The sequence below is a fragment of the Faecalicatena orotica genome, from assembly GCF_003149245.1.
GTDB lineage: Bacteria > Bacillota > Clostridia > Lachnospirales > Lachnospiraceae > Faecalicatena_A > Faecalicatena_A orotica.
Genome location: NZ_QGDL01000007.1, coordinates 61,209 through 87,929 on the forward strand (window position 1 = coordinate 61,209; position 26,721 = coordinate 87,929).

At 44.6% G+C, this 26,721-nt stretch carries 24 protein-coding genes; 19 read left to right on the forward strand and 5 right to left on the reverse strand.

Annotation, left to right across the window (positions count from 1 at the left end):
• Positions 1-70: 70 nt before the first annotated feature.
• Positions 71-424, reverse strand: coding sequence for a helix-turn-helix domain-containing protein (locus tag A8806_RS12070; protein ID WP_181368688.1), 354 nt, complete (start codon positions 422-424; stop codon positions 71-73).
• Positions 425-648: 224 nt separating this feature from the next.
• Between A8806_RS12070 and A8806_RS12075 the strand changes: the two genes are divergently transcribed.
• From A8806_RS12075 to A8806_RS12115, 9 genes are all read left to right on the forward strand, one after another.
• Positions 649-1,416 carry a Uma2 family endonuclease gene (locus tag A8806_RS12075; protein ID WP_109731458.1) on the forward strand — a complete coding sequence of 256 codons (768 nt, stop codon included), beginning with the start codon at positions 649-651 and terminating at the stop codon, positions 1,414-1,416.
• 1 nt (position 1,417) lies between these two features.
• Entirely contained in the window at positions 1,418-1,759 is a 342-nt protein-coding gene (locus tag A8806_RS12080; RefSeq protein WP_109731459.1) for an arsenate reductase family protein, read from the forward strand.
• Positions 1,760-1,867: 108 nt separating this feature from the next.
• A complete protein-coding gene (locus tag A8806_RS12085; protein ID WP_109731460.1) occupies positions 1,868-2,428 on the forward strand; it encodes a helix-turn-helix domain-containing protein in 561 nt (186 codons plus the stop codon).
• 163 nt (positions 2,429-2,591) lie between these two features.
• Positions 2,592-3,935 carry an MATE family efflux transporter gene (locus A8806_RS12090; protein WP_109731461.1) on the forward strand — a complete coding sequence of 448 codons (1,344 nt, stop codon included), beginning with the start codon at positions 2,592-2,594 and terminating at the stop codon, positions 3,933-3,935.
• 99 nt (positions 3,936-4,034) lie between these two features.
• A complete protein-coding gene (locus A8806_RS12095) occupies positions 4,035-4,784 on the forward strand; it encodes an ABC transporter ATP-binding protein (RefSeq protein ID WP_109731462.1) in 750 nt (249 codons plus the stop codon).
• 12 nt (positions 4,785-4,796) lie between these two features.
• A complete protein-coding gene (locus A8806_RS12100; RefSeq protein ID WP_109731463.1) occupies positions 4,797-6,806 on the forward strand; it encodes an ABC transporter permease in 2,010 nt (669 codons plus the stop codon).
• Positions 6,807-6,833: 27 nt separating this feature from the next.
• Positions 6,834-8,393, forward strand: coding sequence for a sensor histidine kinase (locus A8806_RS12105; protein ID WP_109731464.1), 1,560 nt, complete (start codon positions 6,834-6,836; stop codon positions 8,391-8,393).
• Positions 8,365-8,985: a response regulator transcription factor gene (locus A8806_RS12110; protein ID WP_109731465.1), complete on the forward strand. Its 621-nt coding sequence runs from the start codon at positions 8,365-8,367 to the stop codon at positions 8,983-8,985. The genes A8806_RS12105 and A8806_RS12110 overlap by 29 nt, the downstream gene beginning before the upstream one ends.
• 164 nt (positions 8,986-9,149) lie before the next feature.
• Complete coding sequence (locus A8806_RS12115) at positions 9,150-10,547, forward strand: MATE family efflux transporter (RefSeq protein WP_242996064.1); 1,398 nt, start codon at positions 9,150-9,152, stop codon at positions 10,545-10,547.
• Positions 10,548-10,617: 70 nt separating this feature from the next.
• Here the strand turns inward: A8806_RS12115 and A8806_RS12120 are convergent, their stop codons facing one another.
• The 3 genes from A8806_RS12120 to A8806_RS12130 are packed head-to-tail and all read right to left on the reverse strand — an operon-like array spanning position 10,618 to position 14,462.
• Positions 10,618-11,574 (reverse strand): EFR1 family ferrodoxin, encoded by a 957-nt coding sequence (locus A8806_RS12120; protein WP_109731466.1) that lies wholly within the window; start codon positions 11,572-11,574, stop codon positions 10,618-10,620.
• A gap of 42 nt (positions 11,575-11,616) precedes the next feature.
• Complete coding sequence (locus A8806_RS12125; RefSeq protein ID WP_109731467.1) at positions 11,617-12,888, reverse strand: L-lactate MFS transporter; 1,272 nt, start codon at positions 12,886-12,888, stop codon at positions 11,617-11,619.
• Complete coding sequence (locus A8806_RS12130; protein WP_109731468.1) at positions 12,885-14,462, reverse strand: xylulokinase; 1,578 nt, start codon at positions 14,460-14,462, stop codon at positions 12,885-12,887. Before A8806_RS12130 ends, A8806_RS12125 begins: the two co-directional genes overlap by 4 nt.
• Before the next feature lie 172 nt (positions 14,463-14,634).
• Between A8806_RS12130 and A8806_RS27005 the strand changes: the two genes are divergently transcribed.
• Positions 14,635-15,687 (forward strand): zinc-binding dehydrogenase, encoded by a 1,053-nt coding sequence (locus tag A8806_RS27005; RefSeq protein ID WP_207657861.1) that lies wholly within the window; start codon positions 14,635-14,637, stop codon positions 15,685-15,687.
• Between the two features lie 264 nt (positions 15,688-15,951).
• Positions 15,952-16,098: a hypothetical protein gene (locus A8806_RS26210; RefSeq protein ID WP_181368689.1), complete on the forward strand. Its 147-nt coding sequence runs from the start codon at positions 15,952-15,954 to the stop codon at positions 16,096-16,098.
• Between the two features lie 501 nt (positions 16,099-16,599).
• Here the strand turns inward: A8806_RS26210 and A8806_RS12140 are convergent.
• Positions 16,600-18,555 (reverse strand): BglG family transcription antiterminator, encoded by a 1,956-nt coding sequence (locus tag A8806_RS12140; RefSeq protein WP_109731469.1) that lies wholly within the window; start codon positions 18,553-18,555, stop codon positions 16,600-16,602.
• Positions 18,556-18,733: 178 nt separating this feature from the next.
• On the opposite strand from A8806_RS12140, the gene A8806_RS12145 reads away from it, so the two are divergent.
• The 8 genes from A8806_RS12145 to A8806_RS12180 are packed head-to-tail and all read left to right on the forward strand — an operon-like array spanning position 18,734 to position 26,718.
• A complete protein-coding gene (locus tag A8806_RS12145; RefSeq protein ID WP_109731470.1) occupies positions 18,734-19,879 on the forward strand; it encodes an iron-containing alcohol dehydrogenase family protein in 1,146 nt (381 codons plus the stop codon).
• A 22-nt stretch (positions 19,880-19,901) separates the two neighbouring features.
• Positions 19,902-21,086 (forward strand): MFS transporter, encoded by a 1,185-nt coding sequence (locus A8806_RS12150; RefSeq protein ID WP_242996066.1) that lies wholly within the window; start codon positions 19,902-19,904, stop codon positions 21,084-21,086.
• Positions 21,083-22,138 carry an NAD(P)-dependent oxidoreductase gene (locus A8806_RS12155; RefSeq protein ID WP_109731471.1) on the forward strand — a complete coding sequence of 352 codons (1,056 nt, stop codon included), beginning with the start codon at positions 21,083-21,085 and terminating at the stop codon, positions 22,136-22,138. Before A8806_RS12150 ends, A8806_RS12155 begins: the two co-directional genes overlap by 4 nt.
• An 11-nt stretch (positions 22,139-22,149) precedes the next feature.
• Positions 22,150-24,120 carry an oxidoreductase gene (locus A8806_RS12160; RefSeq protein WP_109731472.1) on the forward strand — a complete coding sequence of 657 codons (1,971 nt, stop codon included), beginning with the start codon at positions 22,150-22,152 and terminating at the stop codon, positions 24,118-24,120.
• Positions 24,121-24,151: 31 nt separating this feature from the next.
• Positions 24,152-24,793 (forward strand): class II aldolase/adducin family protein, encoded by a 642-nt coding sequence (locus tag A8806_RS12165; protein WP_109731664.1) that lies wholly within the window; start codon positions 24,152-24,154, stop codon positions 24,791-24,793.
• A 17-nt stretch (positions 24,794-24,810) separates the two neighbouring features.
• A complete protein-coding gene (locus A8806_RS12170; protein ID WP_109731473.1) occupies positions 24,811-25,812 on the forward strand; it encodes a phosphate acyltransferase in 1,002 nt (333 codons plus the stop codon).
• 37 nt (positions 25,813-25,849) lie between these two features.
• Entirely contained in the window at positions 25,850-26,482 is a 633-nt protein-coding gene (locus A8806_RS12175) for a 4'-phosphopantetheinyl transferase family protein (RefSeq protein WP_109731474.1), read from the forward strand.
• Complete coding sequence (locus A8806_RS12180) at positions 26,479-26,718, forward strand: acyl carrier protein (RefSeq protein WP_181368690.1); 240 nt, start codon at positions 26,479-26,481, stop codon at positions 26,716-26,718. The genes A8806_RS12175 and A8806_RS12180 overlap by 4 nt, the downstream gene beginning before the upstream one ends.
• Positions 26,719-26,721 lie beyond the last annotated feature (3 nt).

Genomic DNA, 26,721 nt, shown 5'->3' on the forward strand with positions numbered 1-26,721 from the left:
GGATATTCTTATTTTGTGGGAAGGGGCTTAAAAATCGGTATTAACCGACATCCTCCTTTTCAATAGTATTTTACATATCTTTTATAAATTTCAAAATCTTTATCATCTTATCCTGCTCCTCCACAGAAAACTGATGCACAATATTCAAAAGCTCGGCATCCCGGGCTTCGGAGCGTTTTTTCTCGTCTGTATCAGCATCCCCGGTGTATTCCCCGGCATTTAAGATAGAATCCAGAGTTACATTGCATAGTTTTGCGTAATATAAAAGAACGCGAAGATTTAATTTAGCGCGGTTATTTTCAATATTGCTGATAAATGATACCGTACAGCCAAGGTCATTGGCTATTTGTTCCTGCGTATAAGAATGCTCTATCCTGAGCCGTTTCAATTCCATTCCCACTTTACTCAAATCCTGCTGTTCCATTGCTTTCACTCCCATCTATATTACAGTTTATCTGCTCCGGATACGTTTGGCAGTATGAACCGTAATTGATCTATACTAATAAGTATATTTTAGTATACTTAACAGTTGAAAACAACCAGTTTATTTAGTATAATAAAATATACTTATCAGTATAGGGAGAAAAACTTGGGATGGAGATTCGGGAGATATTAGATTTATAAAGAAAAGATCAGGAGGTGAGCATTATGACTATTCAGGAAATGAAACAGTTGATGCAGGAGCGGGGATATACTTATGCCCAAATTGCAGATTTATCAGGTGTTCCGCTTGGAACGGTACAGAAGATTTTTAATGGGGAAACTAAAGGTTTAAGGTATGATATACTTACTGCACTTGAGGGGATATTTAAGGAACCGATGGCAGTGATGGAGAGCTGCGCGGCTTACGGGGAGGAAAAAAAGCCCGGTATGTATACCATAGAGGATTACCGCGCACTGCCGGAGGAGCAGAGAGTGGAGCTGATAGACGGATATTTTTATGATATGGCGGCACCTACGACCTTCCATCAGTTGATAGCAGGCGAGGTATACCGCCAGATTGCAAACTATATCATAGATCAGGGAGGTGCATGTACGCCGTTTATCTCTCCGATTGATGTCCAGCTTGATAATGATGAAAAGACCATGATTCAGCCGGATGTGATTATTGTGTGTAAGCCTGATCAGATTGAAAGGCGTAATATCATGGGAGCGCCGGATTTTGTTCTGGAGGTTATTTCACCGGGAACCAAGAGAAGGGACCATGTCGTCAAGTTATTTAAATATGAACAGGCAGGTGTCCGGGAATATTGGATTGTAGACCCCTATAAGAAGAGGGTACTGGTGTACTTTTTCCAGCGTGAAGCTTCCCCTGTGATTTATCCGATTGACGCGGACATTCCGGTAAATATCTATGAAGGAAAGCTGACGATTAAGTTTCAACAGATTGCCAAATGGGGAGAGCAGGAGGATTAACATGAAAATACAGATTTTTGGCACAAATAAATGTTTTGACACGAAGAAGGCCATGCGCTATTTCAAAGAACGGAATATAAAGTATCAGTTTATTGATATGAAAGAAAAAGGAATGAGTAAGGGCGAATACAATAGCGTAAAGCAGTCAGTAGGCGGACTGGATGCCATGTTGGATGAAAAATGCAAAGACAGGGACGCTCTGGCACTGATCAAATATATCGCAGACGAAGATAAAGATGACAAGGTTTTGGAAAACCAGAAGGTGCTGAAGACGCCAATCGTCCGGAATGGTAAGCAGGCAACGGTAGGGTACTGCCCTGAGATTTGGAAAGTATGGAACTGAACTGGATAACAAGAAAGAAGAAAATAGGCAAGACTGACTGTGTCAAAAGCTTGACAGATAGAGATATTGAGAATATAATTGAACAAAAGTTCAATTATGGAGGGCGAGATGGCGCAGGTATTAAAGGAAGATATAAATAAAAGAATACTAAAAGCTGCTCTGGAAGAATTCTATGAGAAGGGGTATAAATCAGCCGCTATGCGGAATATTGCACAGAAAGCTAAAATACCGGCGGGTCTCATTTATTCCTATTATAAAAATAAAGAGGCACTTTTTAATGCTGTTCTAAGTCCGGTCCGGTATGACTGGGAACGGGTATTGAATACAAAGGATGATACACATAATGAGGGTGAGATATATGGTCTGAGCCGGGCCGAGACAGATTGTTTGATTCAGTTGTTTGAACATAGGAAGGAATTTATCATCCTAATGGATAAAAGTGAGGGGACAAAATACGCACCGGAGAAAGAACGGTTTGTACTGGATATAGAAAGTCATTTAAACAGGCATCGCAGAGATGAAATTGCAGATGCAGTTTTTATCCATATTGTTGCAAGTAACTTTGCAGATGGCTTAATGCAAATTATGTATCATTATGAAGGAAAGGAATGGGCGATTATGATACTGCAAAAATTATCGAAAATGTATTTATCGGGAATTGGTCTGTAAGGCTGGTTCCTTTTTTTATTGAACAATATTGAATTAATGTTCAATATTGAGGCGGGAACACGATATGAAGCAATAGTGTGTGTTCACGTGGTTTAGATATTATCTGGCATAAGTGTTTTACCTTTTGCCGTTAATATAAATAAAATATCAGGAGGATATTATAATGAAAGAAGACTCAACAAGAATCAATTTATTACAAAAAGCGGATGTTTCAACTGCACTTATCAAATTGGGAATACCTACAATGATCGGCATGCTTATTTCTGCATTGTATAATGCCATTGATGCTTATTTTGTAGGCGGTCTGGGAATAAGCCAGATGGGCGCCGTGTCTGTAGTGTTTCCAATCGTCCAGATTGTTATTGGTTTGGGAATGATGTTTGGAGCGGGTGCATCTTCCTACATATCACGCCTGCTTGGAAAAGGGGATCAGGAACAGGCGGACCAAGTAGCATCTACAACACTTTTTTCAAGTATACTGGCAGGTGCCATAGTGATTGCAGGAATTCTTATCTTTCTGGATTCCGTACTTACTTCACTGGGAGCAACAGATACAATCTTACCCTATGCAGCGGCATATGCGCGGATTTATGTAACAGGTTCTATCATAAATGTATTCACAGTTACAATGAACAATCTGCTTACGGCACAGGGAGCAACAAAGTTTACAATGATAGCAATGCTTACGGGAAGCATTACGAATGTCATTCTGGACCCGGTTATGATTTACGGAATGAAATTAGGCATAGAGGGAGCGGCTATCGCTACTGTTATTTCCTTATGTATCAATATGCTGTTCTATATTGGATACATCGTAAAAAAACGAGGAGTTTTAAGAATTTCATTTAATAGGATTAAATTTTCTAAAACGATCTACGTGGAAATTCTGAAAATTGGCATACCTGTACTACTATTTCAACTTTTAGCCAGTGCTTCAATGGGGGCCATTAACATGTCGGCGAAACTGTATGGAGACTATGCAGTTGCGGCAATGGGAGCGGTTACCCGGATTATGACTGTAGTTACCTATGTAGTATTTGGATTTCTGAAAGGATTTCAGCCGTTTGCCGGATATAATTATGGGGCAGGGCAGTTTGGAAGATTAAAAAAATCCATTCACCTTTGTATGGTATGGTCTACCGGATTTTGTATCATCGCGGGAATTGTACTTATTATTTTTTCAACACCAATCGTTTCCCTTTTCGGAACAGATACGCAGATGATCCGGCTGGCAGGTAAGGCACTTAAAATGAACGCAGTTATGTTTATGACGTTTGGCTTTCAAATGGTATATGCATCATTGTACCTTGCAATTGGTAAAAGTCTGGTTGGAAGTTTGCTAAGTCTGGGCAGGCAGGGAATCTTTTTCTTTCCGTTAATTGTTTTCCTGCCCCGAATTCTGGGACTGGCAGGGGTGATCAGTGTTCAGCCGGCGGCAGACTTTTTTACTACAATAATCACTGTGTACTTTGCAATAAAAATAGATAAACAGCTAATGATAGGTTAGGTTTTTCCAGCTAGGCTGTTAACATTGCCGGATTTACTCATTCGCTTCTTTCTCCACAGGAGTACAATACAGGTACCAAATGAAAAAGGAGAGGTTACTATGAGTATATTGTTAGAAGCGAAAGAGGTAACAAAAATTTATGCCAGGGCACAGCGCCCCAGCTTAAACAAGGTATCTTTTTGTATAGGCAGGGGCGAATTTATCGGTATTATGGGTGCATCCGGTTCCGGAAAGACTACCCTGCTCAATGTGCTTTCGACGATTGATACGCCTACAAGCGGAGAGATCCGGATAGACGGTGTAGATTTGAAGAAGCTCAATACGACAAGTGCCGCCGATTTCCGCAGAGACCATCTGGGTTTCATTTTTCAGGAATATTTCCTGCTTGACAGTCTTACGATCCGTGAAAATATATCTGTTCCACTCACTCTTCAAAAGCTGCCGCCAGAAAAAATCGAACATATGGTGCGAAGTCTGGCAGAAAGATTTGGAATCGCGTCACAACTGGGCAAATATCCCAATGAGCTGTCCGGAGGACAGAGGCAGAGGGCGTCAGCGGCAAGAGTTGTTGTAAAACATCCGCGCATCTTGTTTGCGGATGAGCCGACAGGCGCTCTGGATTCAAGTTCGGCTGCAGATCTGCTGGCTGCTTTGAAAGAAGCTAATGAGGAGCTTCATACGACCATATTGATGGTTACCCATGACGCTTACGCGGCAAGCTTTGCAAACCGTATTTTGATTTTCAAAGATGGCAGTATTATCAGGGAACTGCATAAACATAACGGCAGCAGGCATGAATTTTATGAGAAGATAACTGCAGAAAACGCAAAACTGGATACGGAAAGATAAGGGGGCAGGACAATGAATACTTTATCTGTGGCAGTCAAAAATTTAAGGAAAAATGCTTCATTTTATGCCCTCTACCTGCTATCAGCGGCCCTTGTAGTTACTGTTTTCTTTGCTTTTGCATCGTTTTCCGTGAACGATGTAATGCTTGATAAAATATCTTCGGATGGCCGGGTAGAGTCGATGTGCAGTACCATCTCGCTTTTTTTAATGGCATTTGTGGTATTTTATATGTCCTATTCGAACCGTTTTTTTCTGAAACGCCGTACAAAGGAACTTGGTATTTATTTACTGCTGGGGTATCGGAAAACGACGATATTGTCCCTGCTTACTGCTGAGAATATAATAATCGGCTGCTTTGCTTTTGCTGTTGGACTCGGTTCAGGAGCAATCGCCCATAAAGGGATTGTATGGGGCATTACGCGTCTTCTGAAACTTTCAGCAGATACTTCACAGATACCACTTTTTAATATCCATGCCATCATAAAAACTGCAGGATTTTTCCTGCTGGTTATGTTTGCCCTGTGTCTCTCAAACGGAAGATTTCTTTTTAAAAGCTCTCTTATGGAGATGATACGTTTTGAAAAGAAGGCAGAGAAGGGCATGAAATTTCATTGTATTCCTGCTGTGCTCGGGCTTGTAATGACCTTATCGGGTTACATTCTGGCGCTGGATATTCTGAGAGGTTCACAATCCCTCTGGATTTCCGCCGGATTTTATTCTGTCGGCATGCTGACGGCAATGCTCATTGTGATCGGCACAATATTCTTTATCTCATCATTCCTTCCTTATGTGATGAAGAAAAGTAAGAATAATAAATGGTCGTTTTACACTGAAACGAAAATCATAACGACACCAAACTTTATCTACCGTATCCGTTCCAATGCAAGAACTCTGGTTATGCTTACACTGCTTTCTGCGGCAGCCCTATCTGTATCTAGCATTATGGCTTTGACAATCTATTATCCGATTGCCGCTGTGTCCCGTGTTGCCCCGTCGGAAATCGAGTTCAGGGTGGAAGATCAAACGCAGATAGATGCGGCCAGACAGATCGTCCATAATTATGCAGTTGATGATAATGAGGTTACTTTTTCTCAGACAGATATTTATAAAGTCACATCGTCTGCACCAGAGCTTCCCGTGGAGTATAGTATCGGTACTGCAATGGGGGATGCCAAAAACAAAGAAATACTGAGGGAAGCCGGTTTTGAATGCATCTCTTATTCAGACTTTATTTCACTTTTACAGGCGCAGGGCAGGACAGATATTCCTGACGGGATAAATAGCATGGAATGTATTTTAGTCAAATACCAGCCTGATGGAGACGGAAATTCCGAGGCGGGCAGTATCTACCCCCTGAATATAGATGGCGGTGAAGTACCGCTGACTGTAAGGGAGGTTACATTAAACAATCCGGTTTCTTTTGCAAACAGTATCGGAACCTTGATCGTCAGCGATGAGATTTACGGGCGCCTGAAGCTGACAGACTCACCGGCCACAAGGATCTTAAGCATCAATGGGAAAGCTGTTGAAGATAACGAAGCACTGTATGCCGATATCAGCGATATGCTTGGGAACAGCCCATATCTGCAGGGATACTCGCACAGGGTAAATAAATTGTTTTCGCTGAACAGTTCGACGTTCCTGCTGATTGGTTTTCTCGTCGTTTTGTTTTTCATAGCTGCCGGAAGTATTTTGTATTTTAACAATATATCTGCCGTTTCCGACACAAAATCTGATTATGAAATCTTGATGAAAATGGGATATTCCATCCGGAGCATTCAGAAAATCATCAGGAAACAAGTGATGACATTTTTTGGCATACCGTTCATACTCGGCCTTGTGGATTGTATTTTTGCAGTCATCGTGTATAAGGCCGGGCTGATGCAGAACCTGCTTGGAAATGCATTCATCCAGTATGTTCCGGCTGTTATCGCCATAGCTGTGACAGCACTCATTTATGTGATCTATTACCTCCTTACCGTACACACTTGCTGTACAATGGTATGCAAAAAGATGCTATAATAGTAGATATCTAAAAGGAGGGTGATAATGAAAAATACAATAGGGAGGCTGTTGTTCTGGTTGAATTACATTTTGGTTATCCTTTACATGGCCCACCAGGTCAGCAGGGGACAGACAATAATTGAAGGTAGTGTGGCGATTCTTATTTCGTCACTCATGCTCATAGATAGTACGTATATCAGCGCGTGCAACATCAGAGATAATAAAGTCATTACGCTTTTCTGCGGGCTTCTGGCTTTAGACAGCTGGTATATACTTCTGTCTTTTTCGGAAAGTGCGGCAGAAGGCTTCATTTTTATCGCACTAAGCCCGTTGATATGGTATGTGTCAATCCGTTTTGTGCTGATGTTTTTATTTCAGGGAAGCGGATATAAATTCCAGAAAGCGGTGCATGTGGTGCTCCTGGCAGCCTGTACCGGCTCACTTGCCGGCATCTGCATTTCGGACAGGGTATATGCATGTTTCTATGGAATACAGTTTTTATTAAGCTGCCTGTGCTTTTTATTTATCGTTATCTATCACTGGAAAAGAGCTGCCTTTGTATTGAAAAATGAATGGAAGAGCCTCTCATTTTCAGCAGCAGTGATTATGTTCCTTTTCCTGTTGTATTATTTTGCCACTCTGGATGTACATGGCCATATCTCTAATTTCGGGATATACCTGCCTGGGCTTCTGTTCTTAATGAGCATTCATGGAATTGTTCTGAAAGAGAACAGCGGCAGTCCACTTTCTACGATTTTCAGTAAAAAGCAGTTGACGCTAATGATAATCTTATTTCTTCTTATTCCGGGGCTGGCAGTTATGCTTACAGGCGGCAGTTATGGAGAATGGTGCATTGCCGTAAATATCCTGTTTTCTTTTACTTATATCTGTAATATCGTTTTAGGCTATAACTTAAGGAAGGGGGAAAGCAGGTTAATCAAGGAAAGCCAATATGGGGAAGCTCTGCGGCAGCTTAAGCAGGAAGAGCTGTTGAAAGCGGAATTCGCCAATTTTTTGCACGATGATGTACTGCAGGACCTTCTTTCTGTGAAAAATATGATGACAAAAGTGCATCGTCCGGATGTGCAGGATATGATAATTGAAACACTGGATGGCCTGAATAATCATATCCGCAGCCAGATGCAGGATTACCATCCCGTTATCCTGAAAAACCTGACTGCAAAGGAAAATTATCAAAATCTAATAGAGGCTGTTTCGCAGTCGTTCCCCGGGCGGAACATGCAGATCTCTTTTGACTGCCCTGAAAACCTATTCTTAGTTGAGCCATACAACGTTTTTATATACCGGATGCTCAAAGAACTTCTGACAAATGCCTTCAGGCATTCTGACGGGAGCCAGGTATGGGTAATGCTTACACTGGAAAACGGGACTATAGAGTTATCTGTCAGCGATGACGGGAATGCCGGGGCAAACGCGCTGATTACAGCAGATAAAGCAAAGCACAAGGGGATCGCTTCCGTGAAAGAGCAGGTAAATAACATGGACGGATTGATGACGATATCGGATAACACGCCACATGGCATCAGGGTACATATCTCAATACCAATGAAAGGAGATGTTTCTTATCAATATTTTATTAGTTGATGACCATACACTTTTTGCAGGAAGTCTTTCGATTGCCCTGGATGAATATGATGAAATCGACCATTTCTATTCAACGCAGGACATTCAGAGTCTGCAAAAGATGATCAGTGATAAAAGCATAGATATTGTTTTGATGGACATTAACCTCGGTAATTTAAGTGATGCCGATGGATTAGAAATAGCGGCAGGTTTGTTAAAAGAGAATTCTGCAGTAAAAATCGTGGTTCTCACGGGTTATGATCTTCCCGTTTACAGGCATGAGGCGAAAAAAGCGGGTTTAAGTGGTTTCCTGAATAAAAACATCAGTCCCGATGATTTGATTTCATCGCTGATTCATGTTTTTCGTGGTGGTACTTGTTTTCCCTCAGAGAATGGGGACATTATTATTGAGGATTTAACGAGTATGGAAAAGAAAATCTTACGGCTGATCAGCAGCGGAAAAACGCGGAAGTGTGTTGCCGGGGAATTATATATGAGTGAGAGGACTCTTTCAAATCACTTGCAGCATATCTTTGGAAAGTTAGAAGTTTCTTCTGTCGTGGAAGCTGTGACTAAAGCAATTCAGCTCGGGTATATATCACCGATATGGTGAAAAAAGATTAAGTTAAACAGAGAACAAAAATCATATCCTGATTTTCGTTCTCTGTTTTTTTGACGACAGGATATAACGAAAAATCGTATATGAGGAGGATAAGCATAGGAAAGTTTTTATTTGTTTTCCGGGATATAATGAGGGTTAAAAAGGGGGAATCCATCATGGGAAAATTATTCGGGCCGGTCGATATGACAAAAGGGACGCCCTGGAAGAAGATCGGGATATTTACGATTCCTATGCTGCTGGGAAATATTGCGCAGCAATTGTACAATACAGTGGATAGCGTCGTGGTAGGGAAATATATTGGGGATTCCGCACTGGCGGCCGTCGGTTCGGCGGGACCGGTCGTGAATCTTCTGATTGTATTATTTGTAGGAATCAGTGTAGGCGCAAGTATAGTGGTATCCCAGTATCTGGGAGCCAGAATACGCGACGGGCTTTCACATACAATCGGCAACTGTATTACGCTTACATTTATTGCATCTTTGTTAATCATGGTGGTAGCCACGCTTCTGGCCAGGCCGATGCTGCAACTTTTAAATACGCCTGACAGCATCATTGACTGGTGCACATCCTATCTGAGAATTTTATTTCTGGGATCGGCAGGGCTGGCCTTTTTTAATATACTCAGCGGGGTTCTGCGTGGATTAGGTGATTCTGTTTCCGCATTAATTTATCTGCTAATTTCAAGCATGATTAATATTATTTTAGACCTGTTTTTTGTTTCTGTGCTGAAACTGGGAGTTGACGGGGTAGCCTATGCAACCATTATTGCACAGGGGATTTCCGGACTATTATGCTTTCTCAAATTAAAACGGATGGATACACTGTTTGATATTAAACCTCAGAATCTGAAATTAAAGAAGGAATTTGCCATTGATATTATCAGGCTGGGATTTCCTTCAGGAGTGTCACAGGCTATTCTGGCGACTTCAATGCTGCTGGTACAGTCATTGACAAACAGTTTCGGTGAATTATTTATTGCAGCGAATGTGATGGTAATGCGTGTGGACGGCTTCGCGATGCTGCCGAACCAATCCTTCGGAAACGGACTGACGACATATGCGGGGCAGAATGTGGGCGCCGGGGATCAGGCAAGGGTTGAGCAGGGGGCCAGACAGGGGACGCTGATGACAATCATAACAACTTCTGTGATCACGGTTTCCATCCTGATTTTCGGGAGGAACCTTATGGGGATATTTACAAACACAGAGGAACTGATTGCTACGAGTATGAAAATGATGATGATACTTGCCCCGGGCTATGTTGCAATGGGAATCGTACAGGGATTAACCGGTGTTATGAGGGGGGCAGGAGACACGGTCACACCAATGTGGATAGCCATAACAATGACATTGTTTATCCGCGTGCCGCTGTCATATTTACTCATATTTTTGACGAAAAGTGCACAATACCCACAGGGAAGAAAGGAATATATCTTTATTTCACTGACGCTATCCTTAATTATGGGGGCAGTCATGAGTGTTTACTTCTACAGAAGAGGGAAGTGGAGAGGGAAGAGTGTAGTTGACAGTGAGGTCAGGAACACAGAAAAATAGAAGAGAAGGAATATGAAGAGATTGCCCGGAAAAGCCGCATATAGCGATTTTTTCCGAGCAGTCTCTTCCTTTATTCCTCTGGTTTTGCCGGTACTTTAAAATGTGGTTTGTCCGGATGTGCCAGACAATAAGGTGTGTTAAATCCAACCTCTTCAATGGGAATTAGTCTTCTGAATTCGCCGTTACGTTCGGCTTCATCCAAAATGCTTTCGAATAATGTTTTCCGAACGCCAATCAGAGGCTTGATATGTTCTTCAATACTAGGTTCCAGGCGAATAGCACCAGTCGGACAAATCATGAAACACCATGCGCATTCATGGTTGTCGTTGCAGCAGCAGCCCTCGCTTCCAAACTTTTGGGGTTCACATGATAAATCAATGTAATCCATCGTACAATTATCCATACAACGTGTACATTTGGGATAAATACATTTTTCCGGATCACGCACAATTTTTCCCTGAGGGTTCCCATATTCTAATAGCATATTTACAATTGCAACGGCCTGGTTTTTGTTAACGTCATTTTCCGGCATTGGTGGGATGAGATCTGTCTCACCATTGTGAATACGCTGACTCCTTTCCACCATTTCACGGCCAAATGCTTTGGCTTCTGCCAGATCCTGTGCATCAGGATGCCCGGCAGTGTAATAAGGCTCAGGCATGCCCGGCATTACGACGTTTCCATACCACCGCCTGTTTCCGATAACTGTAAAACCGGCTTTCTTTAGGTTTGGGAGCACAACCGGGAAATAAAACCCCGGCATTGTGCCATGTGTACAAAATGAAAAAATATGTTTGCCCTTTTGGTCAGGGGCATTATTATAAAATCTGCGGATATTCGGCGGGTCAGCTTTCCAGACAGGGCTTCCGAGACCAATTAAATCATAATTTTCCAGCATTTCATAAGAAACTTTTTTAATGCTTTTTACATCAACCCGTGATGCTGCTTCTCTGGCGCCGTCACCGATGCTGTGTGCAATTTTGCGTGTATTCCCGCTTTGAGAGAAATAAATAATTAATACTTTCATGAGTTTCACTCCTATACTTGAACTTTCTCAGGTACACAGGGGCTAACGGGTCTTTCTCCGGTATAAGAGGGACAGTAATATTCCCAAAACTGCTAACCCAATGGCGATGACAAATGCTAAGCTGTAATTTCCAGACGCGCTATACACCTGATTCATAATCGTAGGCCCTAAATAACCTGCCAATGCAAATCCGATAAACATAATCCCATAATTTACGCTGTTATTTTTCTGGCCGAACTGATCCGCGGTGAATCCGGGGAATACGCCCATGAAGGAACCGAAACAAAGTCCGATTATAGATACCCCGATATAGAATTTTACCACATCGCCAATCCCGGACGTACAGATCAAAAGCAGTCCCGGTATGGATGAAACGAGCATAATCGTGAGAACATTAATCCTTCCGATGATATCCGACAGATACCCGGCGGCAACTCTTCCCAGAGTGTTAAACAGTGCCAGGACGGAAACGGCAGTTGTGGCTGACATAACTGACATCCCGATCATCTGCTGGGCGATAGGGGAGGCCTGTGAGATGGTCATTAAGCCAAATACAGCCCCGCAGGTCAGCATTGTGATCATGATGTAAAACACCGGGTCCTGTAACATTTGACGCCAGTTTTTTTCTTCTTGTATTCTGGTATGTTCTTTTTTATCCTTTCCGCCGTTCTTCTTTTGAGCCATTTTTTCTTCATATCCAGCAGGTACAAAACCTTCCGGACACTTTTCAATAAAAAATGCCCCGATGCATATAACTAAAATAAATACAATACCTAACAACTTGAAAGTAGGGATGATTCCCATGCGGTGAATACATACATTTGCTATCGGAGGAATCACAACAGAACTGATCCCATATGAAGCCGTTGCAATTCCGCCGACCAGACCGCGCCGGTCAGGAAACAGTTTTACAGAATTATTGATGGTGCATCCGTATACAAGTCCCATCCCCAGACCACATCCTAATCCATAGCTTACCATAAGAGATGGGATGCTTTTTGCAAACCCGGACCCGATCATGCCGATTCCAAACAGCAGTCCTCCTAAAAAGACAACCCATTTTGGCCCGAATTTGTCATTAATCATACCGCCTGAAATGAGTGTGACCGGCCCTACCGAATTCGCAATCGTGAATACAATTGCGAGGTCGGAAGCTGTAATTGCCGATAAAGTAACGGAGCTTAAATAATCTGCCATTGGCGCGGCAAAGACACTCCATACATATAGGGAGCCGATACAAAGATTAATCATACAGCTGGCAACTAAGACAGCCCACCTTTTCTTTGTTAATTGTTTCGTTTTTTCATAATTCATCTTTTCTCTCCATCATGTTCCAGTTCCTGCATGGTTTTCCGCAGTTTTATAAAATCCTCATCCAGATGTTTGTACATATCCAGATAATAAGGATAGAGCCGGTCGTAAACCGTAGCCCATTCTTCATCAGGCTGAATGACTTCTTTCACCCGGATCAGCTTGTCAATGCTTGCAGTAAGGTCTGAAAAGACTCCGATAGAATGTCCCACAATCAAGGCATCGCCGAAAGGAACATCTCCGGACTTCTCATCCAGAATGTGCACAGGCATATGCAGCATAGAGGCTTTGATTCTGGACCATGTACGGCTTTTGGCTCCGCCCCCGGTAATGCGCAGGCAGTCTGCTTTTCCGCCGGCGGATTTGATCGTATCCATAACATGGCGCAGGGCAAAAGCGGTTCCCTCAAAAACACTGCGGAGCATTTCATCCTTTGTTGTGTCGAGAGACATGCCGATAAACATTCCTCGCGCATGGGAATTCCAGAGCGGCGCCCGCTCTCCGAGCAGATAGGGGAAGAAAAGAACACCACCGCTGCCGGGTGCGGCATTTAATGCAAGCTGGTTGATATGGTCATATACGTTCATCCCGTGTGCGGCTGCGTAGTCCTTTTCTGGCTGTCCGAAGGTATCTAGATACCATTTCAGCGCGGCTCCGCTTGTATTAATCGGTGCATCAAAGACGTAAGGCATTCCGTCTATGGAGCATGGCTTGGTTACGACAGGGATATCTGTCGCGCTGCGCCGGTCACTTCCTACAAACACAAGGGATGTCGTGCCAGAGGATTCCCCTGCTTCACCGAGTCTGCTCAAACCGGTTGCGTACATAGAAGCCATCGCATCACTGGCGCCGGCAGCCACCGGAATGCCGCTGACCAGCCCGGTTAACGCAGCTGCCTGTGGTGTAACAGTCCCGATAATTTCAGTTGTCAGGCTTGGTGCAGGGAGCAGTGCATCCAGATCACATCCGATTACTTTCTGGATTTCTTCGGACCACTTTAAATTCTGGAGATCCAGACATTGGCACCGCACGGCCTGATCGATATCCATCGTCATTTGGCCTGTGAGTTTATAATTAATATAGGAACTTGCCTGAAGCACCCGGTATGTCTTAGAAAAAAGTTCCGGTTCATTCTTTTTGAACCACAGGATCTTATTAGGAAGAAAAGCAACATCCGGCTGTGCACCAATGATAGAAACGAGCCTGTTAAAGCCAATGGAATCTATGATATAGCGCAGTTCTGCAGCAGAACGGCTGTCCATCCATATCATGGCATTCCTTAAGGGACTGCCTTCCTTATCTACGGGAAGCATAGTGACGGTCTGGGAGCTTACAGAGATGCCACGGATCTTCCTCACGACTTCCGGTCCGGCTTTCCGTGTGATTTCCTGCAGGATTTCTACGGTATTGCTCCACCAGAGTGCTGCATCCTGTTCCACCATGTCCGGTCCGGGGAACAGCAGTTTGTTTTCCCTTGACGCCGAGGCGATTACTGTCCCGTCATCTGCTAAAATAATACCCTTTACGTTGGTTGTTCCCAAGTCAATGCCGATCAGGCAGTTTTCTGGATTACTCATATAGGGTGTACCTCCTCTAAAAATATAGTGTGCATCATACTATAAATAATGTTAACAGGTGAGTATCAACTTCTCAAAACACAAATTGCCGTAACAAAACGGCAATATAAAAATTGCTTCTGCGGGGATGCAATTTTATACTGTAAGCAGAAAATGACAGGAGGAAGATAATATGGAAATGAAAGCGGCAGTGATGTACGGACCGAATGATATAAGGGTGGAATCTGTGGAAAAACCGGCGTGTCCCAGGGACGGGCTTATATTGAAAATCATGGCGGTTGGCCTGTGCGGCTCCGATATCCGGAATCTGACAAGTGACTCAAGGAAAGGAAACTACCCGTTTATTTATGGACATGAAATAGTAGGTGTCGTGGATGAGGTCGGCGAAGAAGAGACGAAGTATCAGACGGGAGACCGTTTATTTTTATTTCCGGGAACCTATTGTATGGAATGCGAGGAATGCATCAGCGGTCATAGTGAAAACTGTTCCAACAAAGAGGTAGCCTCTCTTGCGGGAACCGGTGGTTTTGCACAATACGTGGCAGTAAAAGGGGAAAAAATCCGGAGGGGCGGAATCTATGAGATTCCTGAGGATGTTTCATTCGAGGCGGCGAGTCTTGGAGAACCACTGACCTCTGTCTTTGCGTGTCTTGAAAACGTAAAGGTGGAATATCCGGATGTGCTGGTTATTATCGGCGCAGGTCCGATCGGATGTTTCATGGCACAGCTGGCAAAGATCAGGGGCGCCCAGAAAGTCATTATGATCGATTTGAACGATACACGTCTGGAAATGGCAAAACAGTTTGGAGTCGATGTTACCGTCAACAGTTCCGTGGAAGATCCCATTGAGGCTGTCAAACGGCTGACAAACGGAAAAGGTGCAGACAAAGTCATCTCAGCCACGCCTGCCAATGCAACACAGACACAGAGCATCCACATGGTAAAAAAAGGCGGGCTTGTCGTATTCTTCGGCGGAGTCCCGAAAGGCTCCATGACAGAACTGGACTGCAATCTGATCCATTACAACAATATCTGGATAAAAGGACATTTCGGGGCCTCCTACAGCCAGTCTAAGAGAGCATACCAGCTTGCGATTTCACCGACGTTCCCGACGGAGAAATTCATCACACATATACTGCCTCTGGATAAAATCAACGAAGGGATCCAGCTGACAAAATCAGGTGACGCAATCAAGGTGGTACTCCATCCCTGGGATATAAGTTAACGGGCTTTAGTTTTGTTGACGGATGGGGGGACGCAAAGCGAAAGGCGAGTCTGCCGGGCATCGGGGCATTCCCTGCTGTTTCTAGATCCTGACCGTTTACTTAGAGCCCGTAATGGAAAAATCGGAGAAAATAGAGGTACCAGCCGCATTTGGGCCAAAATCTTGATGATTTTGCCCCGCAGGCGTCTTCAGAATTTGATGCGGACATCAAATTCTGCCCTCTATTTTCTCCGATTTTTCCCTAACGGGCTCTAAGTGCACTTTATGGATTTAGAAACAGCAGGGAAGGCCCCGATGCCCGGCAGACTCGTCTTTCACTTTGCTGGTGCATCCAGCTGGCAGGAAAAGACCCGTTCCCCAGAGGGGATTCCGAACCAGATGCAGCGTATTTGTATGGGTTGCCCGTTCTAAATCATATCTGCAAGTGGCCTTTAGGTAATATACCTAACATCATTGACAGCTGAACGAAGATAGAGAGCATACATCCCACTGCCATCTGCAAAGTAAATTATAGTAAGGACACATCAGCTGCATACGGGTTTGAGTCCCTACAGGGAAATGAGTCTTTCCTGCCGCCCGGATGAACCAGCCTGCGGTGGAATGGGACGAAGCCCTGACGGAAGCATGGGGCCTGTTTGGAATACATAGAGTGAGCTTAGCAGCAGTTAGAGGATACACACAAAATCAGACGGAGAAAAGTGAATTACCAAATTCACTTTTCAGACCGCCTGAGATGCCTAATCATCAGATTAGGTATTGAATGCGGGCGGTGCCGCCTGATTTTGCGTGTATCCTCTTACTGCTGCTTAGCGAACGTACAGTATTCAAACAGGCCCCATGCTTCCGTCAGGGCTTCGTCCCATTCCACCACAGGTGTCCCCCATTCCGTCTTCAAAGCGAAGACTCGCTCCCTCACTCTTCGCAGTTTTTTGGGGTTGAGAAAAAGTTTAACAATTCCTCTTTGGTATGTACCCTGCGGAAATAGTCAGTATTGTCATGTTCAACATATATTTCCTGTAGCAGCTTCAGGAGTAATGGCTGGCTTGACGCGTCGAAGCAGGCCATGATTATAACCCGGATTTTGTTGGATTTCCACAGGATTCGGTGCTCTAAGGTTGCGACTGAAAGCTGTGTTTTTTCAGCCGGTTTAAGAGAATACAAAAATAATACCCCGGGTTGGAATCCGTATGTGTAAGTGGACTCTCTTCTTAAGATGTCCTCCAGAAACTCAGAGGTTACCAGTCCATCGCGGATAAAATCTTCACACAGGTATTCGATAACCGGAAATCTTTCGGTTACGCTTATGTTTTCATGCCAGTAGGCGTCAGGCAGGAGACTGGACAGGGACTGGGGCTGGTTCTTAAAGAGGAACTTCATGCAGTTGTCGGATACTACCTTCTGAATACGGAAATAATCCTCCGGCAGCATATCAGGGGAGATGCGTAAAACCTGTGTGCCCGGATGATCTGTTATCTTTTTCTGGACGGTTGTCAGAACGAGGTCTGTATTCTGAAAATTAAAGGCGCTTCGTGCATTCACGGGCAGCAGGGCAGTGATGTTGATGTAATTGCCGAAGGCACCCAGCGTTTTTCTCTTAATCGCCCAGATCGCCGGCAGATTCAAGTGACAGCAGATGACGGTCCGTATGCGGTTTTCCGGATGGCATGTCCAGTAACCTTCCAGAGCGCCGGAAATACAGAATGTCAGATAAATCAGCTCTTTTTCATTCAGGTAATAACCCAGATATTCCAACGCCACCGGCTGCATCAGATAAGCGATTTCAGAGTCAACCAGAAGATTCTTCCGGATCAGATTGATATTCCCCTGTGCATTGAATATATGACCGGGTGATTTCAGGTAACGAAGATATTGTAAAAGTGTAATGTAGAAATCTTCATCATCAGAAAAATCAATATGGAAGGTCGCGCGGACTTTTTTTAAATAGCAGTCTGCCATTTCAAGAAATAGCGGGTCAAAATAATCGGCCACCGTTTTAAAATTCAATTTTGATGCATCCAGTAAATGGCTGTCGCACAGATGCCGGTAAATGGCCTGTTTCTCCTGAGGAGGAAAGCTGCAGGAAAATACCTCTTCCATAGAATCGAATATATCCGTACACAGGCTGAATACGTTGTCATTGATATCCGTATAAGCAGGCTCCCCGGGCAGAATATGTCCGGACAGCATACGGTAATACATAATCGCAAGTGAAAGATTAAGTGATACCAGATTTGCATCTTCAATCTGGAAATGGCAGTTATATAAATGTCTGGCAGTAATCTGCATAATCAGATTCATGATATCTTCATCCAGAAAATGATAATTGTAATAGGCATTTCCCGTGGTGTTGTAATTCCAGTCATCGTGGAACAACTGGTTTAATATTGCACGGCGTTTTGACTCACAATGCTCGAATTCCCATGTGTTGTCAATGTGTTTTAATTTTATATGGGGATCGGAAAGAACATAGAGTCTCTTCAGTGTCGCGATATCATTGTCCAGTGTGGTTTTACTTACATACATTTCATCTTCCAAATCATATTGGTTCAATGGGACCTCTGACAGGCACAGCTGGAAAGTCAGATACCGGATACGGTCCTCTCTGGTTGACAACATGTCGTCTGTTTTAAACTGCTCCTGAAAGGACTTCATATCTGGGCATTCTAAAAAGTACCCCTTGCTACGTTCGGCAGATATTCTGGCGCCACAGGCAGTGAGGGCCTGATTGATTTCAACAATATCGTTGCGTATAGTGCGGGGGGAAACACCGAGCTGCTTGGCTAATGTCTGTCCGGTAATATGTGAGGTCTGATTCTGTATCAGGTTCAAAAGCTTGCGCTGCCTTAAAGACAATGTGATAGATTCCATATAAAACTCCTTTTCATGGACTTACAGTGTGTCTGCCCATAGGTTTGAACAGAGATTACAGATTTATAATAACAGAAAATATTTCCTCTTTAAAGAGGAAAAAGTGGATTTGAGACACAGCGGGAAAATAGTTACCATTGTACTTAGAAAAAATGATACCAGAAAAAGGAGACAGACTATGGCATTTGAATTTTTTGTAAAAAGCGATATCACATTTGGCAGAGACTCTGTAAAAGAACTCTCGAAAGTAGTAAAGGGCTGTAAAGCAAAGAAAGTGATGCTTGTTTATGATGCCGGGGTAAAATTTGCAGGTATTGCAGATACCGTGCTTGAAAACCTGAAAACAGCGGATGTGGATATTGTAATTTTTGATAAGGTGATTCCAAACCCTACGAATGAAATCGTGGAAGAAGCGGCTGAGATTGCGAAGCGTGAAAATGTAGACGCATTCGTGGCAGTCGGCGGGGGAAGCAGTATTGACCTTGCAAAGGCGATTGATGTTTTGATGACAAATCCCGGACCGATCGGCAGATACGGCGGAATCGGCATGGTGGAAAATGAACTACTTCCATTAATCGCAATTCCGACTACGGCAGGGACATCCAGTGAGATTACCAACGTAAGCGCCCTGATTGATACGGAAAAAGTGCTAAAGTATGTAGTCATCGACAATAAGCTTGTTCCATCCAAAGTCATCATTGACCCGGAGTTCACAAAGACGATGCCTGCATCGGTAACCGCCTCGACAGGAATGGATGCGATTACACATGCAGTTGAGAGTTATATTTCAAATATGGCGACCCCGTTAACGGAATTTCATTCCTTACAGGGACTGAAAATCATCTACAGTAATCTGCCGGCGGCCGTGAAAGACGGCTCGAACATGGAGGCAAGGGAACAGATGATGCTTGGATGCGTCATCACCGGGTTTGGTTTTTCCAATGCAAACCTGGGGCTGGTACACGGGATTGCCCATACGTTAAGTGCACATTTCCAACTTGCCCACGGGATGGCAAATGCAACGGTTCTGCCGTATGTTATGGCTTTTAACGCGGAAAGCTGTCCGGAGAAAATGGTTGAACTGGCTAAAGCGATTGATCTTCCTGTAACAGGGAATATTGATACCGATAAATATCTTCTCTCAGACGAGCTCTTAAAGCTTACGAAAGAATTAGGCATCAAAACATTGTCAGAGCAGGGGATCAGGGAAGAGGATTTCGAGATGCTGGCTGAAGATGTTCTTCACGAGCCGGTCCTTGGCTTTAATCCGAGACAAAACATTACAAAAGAAGATATCCTTGGCATCTTGAAGAAAGCATATTAAGGAAGACATACAATAGAAGGGAATGCAGACATTGAATAAATCACAGAAAATGAAAATCATCCTTGCTGTTGTGGCAATTTCGTTCATACAGGGGCTGCAGTATTGTGTTTCACCGGTATTGGGGCAGATACAGGAGCATTATTCCGATATCAATGTGTCGCTGGTACAGATGCTGATTACGGCGCCGGCACTGCTCTCTATGATTGTAGCGCTGGTTTCCGGGGGATTAGTGGTAAAAATCAGTAAGAAAAAGCTGCTTCTTTTTGCCGCTCTGGTCGCAGGCATTACCGGATTTCTGCCATATCTGGCGGACAGCTTCTGGCTGCTATTCGTATCGCGTACATTGTACGGAGTTGCACTGGGACTGGCCTGTACCTTGAACACAGCCGTTGTGGCAGAGTTTTTTGAAGGGAATGAGCGGGTTTCCGTCATGGGAATACAGGCGGCGAGCATCGGCATGGGGATGGTAATCATCACGACAGCGGGCGGGAAGCTGGGAAGCTTTGGATTTACCTACTCTTACATAACAAATATCATAGGATTTCTTTCCTTCATCGTACTTGCAGTTATGCTTCCCGATACGGGGACGGCTAAGGTAACAAAGACGGAGAGAATCCGGTTAAATAAACGGGTATTCCAGATTGCATTTCTCGGATTTTTAGAATTTATGTTTTTGATTACATTTACGACGAACATCGCAATGCACATAAGTGAGGCACTGGCAGGGGACAGTTCAGTATCCGGTATCCTGACGGGGATTTTCTCGGGGGCACAGATCGTCATGGGGCTGATTCTTGGCAGGGTTGTACGGGTGACGAAGCAGGCGACTCTTCCGGCAGCAATGATAAGCTTTCTGATCGGGGCAGTCCTTTTAATACTCTTTCCGTCCAATCTGCCGGTCCTCATAGCTGCGTCGGTGTTCTGCGGATTCTCGCAGGGGATGTTTATCCCGCAGGCGATGGTGGAGGTGGCGAATGCCGTTCAACCGGTTGCGACAGCTATGGCATCTGCGTGCTTCACCTGTGCAATGAGCTTTGGCCAATTAGTATCGCCAAGTATTTTAAATTCAATATCAAAACTAGTTTTTGGAAATATAAGTACTTCAAATGTGTTTAAAATTGCGGCAGCAGGCATGGCTGTTTCGGCTTTGATTGGATGCCTGATTACATGCCGCAGTGAAAATAAAAGAAGAGGAGAAAAAATATGAAAAAAACATTAGCATTATGCACATCCATTCCGGAAAAACAGATGGAAATCATCAAAGAGCAGTGTGAAATCACGATTTGCGGTGAATTAAAGCATGGCAAAGGAAACGTAACAGAAGATATGACAAAAGAGGAATGCATGGGGCATGAAATCGTAGTACTCGGTGATGAATACGCAGGTGCAGACACAATTACAGCCTGGGCGGAATCCGGGATGAAGTTTATGGGGGTTGCAAAAGGAACGCCTGCAACGGTTGACCATGATGCAATTCAGGCGGCAGGTCTGGAGTTATCTTACACACCGGGAAGAAACCGTGTGGCAGTCGCGGAGTTTAACATGGGACTCATGATAGCGGCGGCAAGGAACCTGACACTGAGCTGTACCGGTCTGTCGAAGGGTGAGCATACCGGTCCTGCGAAGGATAATATTTACGATGTGCCGGATGTAAAGAATGTTACGTTTGGCCCGCTGGATGAGAATCATCCGTTTACGGATTACGGGATTGGTTTTGAATTATACGGGAAAAAACTGGGAATCGCAGGATATGGCGCAATTGGGCGTGAAGTGGCAGTGAGGGCCCTTGCATTCGGCATGGAAGTTCTGGCCTATGACCCGTATATGCCGGCCGACAGGGTGGAAGCCGACGGGGCGAAGGCTGTGGAACTTGACACGATGCTTTCTGAAAGTGACATGGTCAGCATCCATCTGCCGGTTCTGCCTTCCACAAAGGCAATGGTAAACAAAGAATGGTTTTCCAAAATGAAGCCTTCTGCATATTTAATCAATACGGCAAGGGCAGCAGTCATTGACCAGAAGGATTTGGTTGAGGCACTTCAGAATAAAGAGATTGGCGGAGCCGCGATAGATGTGTACTGGGAAGAACCGGTACCGGCAAACCATCCACTGCTTTCTATGAGAAACGTTGTGTGTACACCGCATATGGCCGGACTTACAACGGATGTTGACAACTGGTCAGGAACCATGATGGGTGACGAGGTCATTGCGTACTTAAAGGGAGAACCGAGAAAGTATATCTGGAAAGTAAGAAAATAGAGGAGGCAGATATGGCAGGAAAGTGTGCTAGAGGAAAAGAAAAATATCCACATCTGTTTGAGCCGGTCAGAATCGGAAACATACGGATGAAAAACAGGATCATCGCGGCGCCGACAAGCCCGAGCATGATTACAACGGAAGGGCATTTCACACCGGAAATGACAGCATATCTGGAAGAAAAGGCGAAAGGCGGGGTAGGTGTGGTTACCTATGGAGAAGCGATTGTACATTCTGCAACGGGAAAATCACATAATAAGCAGCTTCAGCTGGATTCTTTCGGGGTAAAACAGGGGATGGCGCAGGTTGCAAGGGCGATTCACAATGGCGGGGCCTATGCTAATATCCAGCTTTCCCACGGTGGTATGTATGGTGGTCTTGCAAGCGTCGGAGGAGATCAGGACCGTCCGGCCGTTGCTTATGGACCAAGCCGGATGACAATGCCTGCGGGCGAAGTAGAGGAAATGCCGAGAGAGATGATTTTTGAAATCGTAGAATCCTATAAAACAAGTGCAAAGCTTTGCAAGGACTGTGGGTTTGATATGGTACAGGTCCATGCGGCGCATGGGTGGTTATTCTCTCAGTTTTTATCCCCGGCCTTTAACAAGAGGACGGATGAATTCGGTGGTTCTCTGGAGAACCGTGCGAGATTTCTTCTTATGGCCCTTGATGCAGTAAGAGAAGGCGTGGGACCTCATTTCCCGATTGAAATCCGTATTTCGGGAGATGATTTGAGTACGAATGGCCTTGGAATGGAAGACTGCATAAAAGTTGCCAAAATGGTAGAGGACAAGGTTGATTTGTATAATGTATCCTGCGGAAACCATGAAGACCCTGCACTGTTTTGCAGGACACACCCGTCGGCATTCTATCCCCGCGGCGTCAATGTATATCTCGCGGCAGAGATAAAGAAACAGGTGAATAAACCGGTTGCCTGTGTAGGTTCTTTAAATAATCCGGCCCAGATGGAGCAGATTATAGCAGACGGGCAGGCAGATATCGTGGAGATCGGGCGTGCACTTCTCGCAGATCCTTACCTTGCTAAAAAAGCACTGGAAGATAAAGCTGATGATATTACCCCATGTCTGCGCTGTTATGAATGTTTTGGTGAGACATCTAAGAGCGAGACTTTGAAATGTACTGTGAATCCGACAATGGGGCAGCAGCTGCCTGCTAAATATGGAAAGGCAGCACCAAAGAAACAGAAAAAGGTTCTGATAGCAGGAGGCGGGCCCGCAGGCATGCAGGCGGCTGTCACGCTGGCAGAGCGCGGCCACGAAGTGACACTTGTGGATAAGGCTGGAAAATTAGGCGGCAATCTGCATCCGGCAGGAGCACCTTATTTTAAAGAAGACATTCTGAAATTTGCCCATGTACTTGAGGCGCGCGTAGCAAAAGCCGGTGTGACGGTAGTATTGAATACGGAAGTGACACCTGAATATGTAAAAGCGTTTGCTCCGGATGCATTGTTTGTGGCGATTGGATCGAACGAACTGCGCCCGCCGATTAAAGGCATTGACCTTCCTCATGTGATCATGGCGGTTGACGCGGAATTACAACCGGAAAAACTGGGCAGAAGAGTGGCAATCATGGGCGGCGGACTGGTAGGCAGTGAGGCGGCAGTATCATTTAGCCATGAAGGGAAACAGTGCTCGATTATCGAAATGAAGCCTGCAGTGGCAGAGGAAGTCAATTCCTTTTACCGCGGGGGACTGATGACAGAGGTAGAAAAGTCTGCCGACATTTATGTGAATACCAAAGTAAAAGAAATCATTCCGGCAGGGGTTCTGTGTGAACGTGACGGGGAAGAATTTGTGGTAGAAGCAGACTCTGTCGTTTGTGCACTGGGATTCCGATCCCCGTATGACAAAGTAGATGCACTCTGCGAATGTGCAGATGAATATTACATTGTAGGAGACTGCAGTAATGTGGGACAGATTTATCAGGCAACGAACCAGGCATATTACGCAGCACTGCGGGTGTGATAAAAAGGAAGAAAAGAAAGGAAAAAAAGAGATGAAATATGAAAGAATTAGAAAAATTGTATTAGACGCTATTTTAGATGCAGTAAACCAGGGGCTGATCAAAGGAACATCAGGGAACATTGCGCTTCGTGATGACGATGAGGATGTTGTTGCAATTACCCCGAGCGGTATTGCTTACAGCACAATGAAAGCAGAAGACATTGCAATTGTAGACTTAAACGGCAAATGGCTGGACGGACCCTACAAGCCATCTTCAGAAGTGCCGATGCATACTGCTGTTCTGCGTGCAAGACCGGATGTGAAAGCAACCGTACATACTCATGCAATGTTCGCAACAATCATGGCAATGGGAGACGGTGAAATTAAGGCAACAACACCGCCGCAGTGTGAATTCGTGCCGGTTCGGGTAGTGCCTTTCACAATGCCGGGAAGCAACGATCTGGCAGAAAAAGTCGCAGAAGCTTTAGGGGAAGATGGCAGAGCCTGCTTAATCAAGAACCACGGAATGTTCTGCTGTGGAAAAGATATGAAGGCGGCGATGGCAGCTACAGTATATACAGAGGAAATGGCAATCACAGAGTATTATGCAAGACTTCTTGGTAATTATGAACCAATGCCGCAGGAGGCTGTCGACGCTATGCAGGCGCTGATCAAAGCCGACCAGGCCGTGTAAGAACCGGAGGGATTTTTATGGGAGTATTGGACCAGATTTATGAAAAAGCAAAAGTAAATCCTCAGAGAGTAGCTTTTCCGGAGGCGGCAAATGAAAAGATGATGCAGGCTGCCTATGAGACTGGAAAAGAAGGCTTTATCAGGCCAATCCTTGTAGGTGATGCGGCTGAATTAAACGCGCTGTGTAAAGAAAGAGGATATGAGACAGAAGTATTTACGATTGTTGATATTCAGGAAGAAACATACAGACAGAGATTAATTGCTGATTATGTTGCACTTCCGGGAACGCTTCTTAAGGAGAGGGCTGTTGGAAGGCGTATGGAGAATCCGCTGTATTTTGCGATGGTGATGCAGGCTGTGGGGGAAGCGGATGTGACATTTGCCGGAATTGATAATACAACCGGTGACGTGCTGATTGCAGGGCAGACGATCATCGGCTTACAGCCGGGAATCAGCACCGTATCAAGTATCGGACTCTGTGATATTCCCGGATTTGAAGGCAGCGAAGGGACTCTTCTTGCGGTGGGCGACAGTGCGGTGTGCACGAATCCGAGTGCCGGGCAGCTTGCGGATATAGCAGTTTCTGCCTGTGATACAGTAAAGAGCCTGCTGGACTGGGAGCCGAGATGCGCGATGATTAGTTACTCTACGCTTGGCAGCGGCCAGAGCGAGCTGGTTGATAAGGTTGTGGAAGCACTTCATATCGCACAGGAAAAACGCCCTGACTTAAAAATAGACGGGGAATTCCAGCTTGACGCCGCCATCAAACCAGAGGTTGCAGCGAAGAAGGTTTTAAGAGAAAGCGAAGTTGCAGGGAAAGCCAACGTATTGATCTGGCCGGACCTGAATGTAGGCAACACGGCCGTGAAATTAATTCAGACATTCGGCCATGCGGATGCGTACGGACCGATGCTGCAGGGATTTAACAAGGTGGTTTGCGACTGCTCAAGAGGGGCGCCGGTTTCAGAAATCAAAGGAAACATTGTGATCAGTGCAGTGCGTGCTGCGGGAAACAAATAACATATTTTGAGGTTAGTGAAACTGAAGGGACGGGGTTATGATGGCGGAGAGTGTGAAAATAATCATCGCAGATGCACGGCTTGCTGAAGGAAAGGAAGCATATTTACTTTCACAGGCTGCACCCTGTTATGTGAAGAAGCACAAAGCATCAAAGATTAAAAAGGATGCCCTTCAGGAGCTTGTCACAGGATATCTGCTGAAACACTACCTTGGCATCAGTAAAGATGAACAGCTTACTTACAACATGTATGATAAACCTTCCCTTGCATCGGCAGAGACATGTTTTAACATCTCACACAGTGGGGATTATGTTGTGCTTGCAATCGCGGATTACGAGGTCGGTGTTGATATTGAAAAAGTCATGCCATTCCATGAAGCAACTGTTAAGAAGGTATTCCATACAAAACAAAAAGAAGAATTATATAAAACAGAGGGTCTGGCAAGGAATGAGAGGTTTACTCAAATGTGGACCCAGTGTGAGGCCAGGCTCAAACTGAAAGGGGTCGGATTCGCTGAAGGGTGGGACAAGGCGAAAGAATCAGAAAAGTGCTGTAGTTTGTATACAACCAGAATTGACGATTATTTCATATCCTGTGCCACAGAAAATCCGGCTGACATTGAGATAGTAACTTTAAATAACGAAGATGAAAAATGGAGGAAAGAATTATGACAAGAGAAGAAGTAGTAGCAAAGATGATCGAGTATGCGGCAATGGCATTTCAGGCAGATGCGGCAAATATCAATGAAAACACAAACATTGCAGAGGAACTGGGCGTTGCATCTACACAGAGGGTAGCCATGAGTGCTTCTATTGAGAATGACTTTGATGTCATGATCCCGGTTGCAAGATTCGGAAATTATAAGACAATCGGAGAGTTGGCAGACTTTGTAATGGAAGAAATGTAAGAG

Coding starts and splice junctions, on each gene's coding strand:
- A8806_RS12070 (WP_181368688.1), bottom strand. CDS start 424: ATGGAACAGCAGGATTTGAGTAAAGTGGGAATGGAATTGAAACGGCTC.
- A8806_RS12075 (WP_109731458.1), top strand. CDS start 649: ATGACTATTCAGGAAATGAAACAGTTGATGCAGGAGCGGGGATATACT.
- A8806_RS12080 (WP_109731459.1), top strand. CDS start 1,418: ATGAAAATACAGATTTTTGGCACAAATAAATGTTTTGACACGAAGAAG.
- A8806_RS12085 (WP_109731460.1), top strand. CDS start 1,868: ATGGCGCAGGTATTAAAGGAAGATATAAATAAAAGAATACTAAAAGCT.
- A8806_RS12090 (WP_109731461.1), top strand. CDS start 2,592: ATGAAAGAAGACTCAACAAGAATCAATTTATTACAAAAAGCGGATGTT.
- A8806_RS12095 (WP_109731462.1), top strand. CDS start 4,035: ATGAGTATATTGTTAGAAGCGAAAGAGGTAACAAAAATTTATGCCAGG.
- A8806_RS12100 (WP_109731463.1), top strand. CDS start 4,797: ATGAATACTTTATCTGTGGCAGTCAAAAATTTAAGGAAAAATGCTTCA.
- A8806_RS12105 (WP_109731464.1), top strand. CDS start 6,834: ATGAAAAATACAATAGGGAGGCTGTTGTTCTGGTTGAATTACATTTTG.
- A8806_RS12110 (WP_109731465.1), top strand. CDS start 8,365: ATGTTTCTTATCAATATTTTATTAGTTGATGACCATACACTTTTTGCA.
- A8806_RS12115 (WP_242996064.1), top strand. CDS start 9,150: ATGGGAAAATTATTCGGGCCGGTCGATATGACAAAAGGGACGCCCTGG.
- A8806_RS12120 (WP_109731466.1), bottom strand. CDS start 11,574: ATGAAAGTATTAATTATTTATTTCTCTCAAAGCGGGAATACACGCAAA.
- A8806_RS12125 (WP_109731467.1), bottom strand. CDS start 12,888: ATGAATTATGAAAAAACGAAACAATTAACAAAGAAAAGGTGGGCTGTC.
- A8806_RS12130 (WP_109731468.1), bottom strand. CDS start 14,462: ATGAGTAATCCAGAAAACTGCCTGATCGGCATTGACTTGGGAACAACC.
- A8806_RS27005 (WP_207657861.1), top strand. CDS start 14,635: ATGGAAATGAAAGCGGCAGTGATGTACGGACCGAATGATATAAGGGTG.
- A8806_RS26210 (WP_181368689.1), top strand. CDS start 15,952: ATGGATTTAGAAACAGCAGGGAAGGCCCCGATGCCCGGCAGACTCGTC.
- A8806_RS12140 (WP_109731469.1), bottom strand. CDS start 18,555: ATGGAATCTATCACATTGTCTTTAAGGCAGCGCAAGCTTTTGAACCTG.
- A8806_RS12145 (WP_109731470.1), top strand. CDS start 18,734: ATGGCATTTGAATTTTTTGTAAAAAGCGATATCACATTTGGCAGAGAC.
- A8806_RS12150 (WP_242996066.1), top strand. CDS start 19,902: ATGCAGACATTGAATAAATCACAGAAAATGAAAATCATCCTTGCTGTT.
- A8806_RS12155 (WP_109731471.1), top strand. CDS start 21,083: ATGAAAAAAACATTAGCATTATGCACATCCATTCCGGAAAAACAGATG.
- A8806_RS12160 (WP_109731472.1), top strand. CDS start 22,150: ATGGCAGGAAAGTGTGCTAGAGGAAAAGAAAAATATCCACATCTGTTT.
- A8806_RS12165 (WP_109731664.1), top strand. CDS start 24,152: ATGAAATATGAAAGAATTAGAAAAATTGTATTAGACGCTATTTTAGAT.
- A8806_RS12170 (WP_109731473.1), top strand. CDS start 24,811: ATGGGAGTATTGGACCAGATTTATGAAAAAGCAAAAGTAAATCCTCAG.
- A8806_RS12175 (WP_109731474.1), top strand. CDS start 25,850: ATGATGGCGGAGAGTGTGAAAATAATCATCGCAGATGCACGGCTTGCT.
- A8806_RS12180 (WP_181368690.1), top strand. CDS start 26,479: ATGACAAGAGAAGAAGTAGTAGCAAAGATGATCGAGTATGCGGCAATG.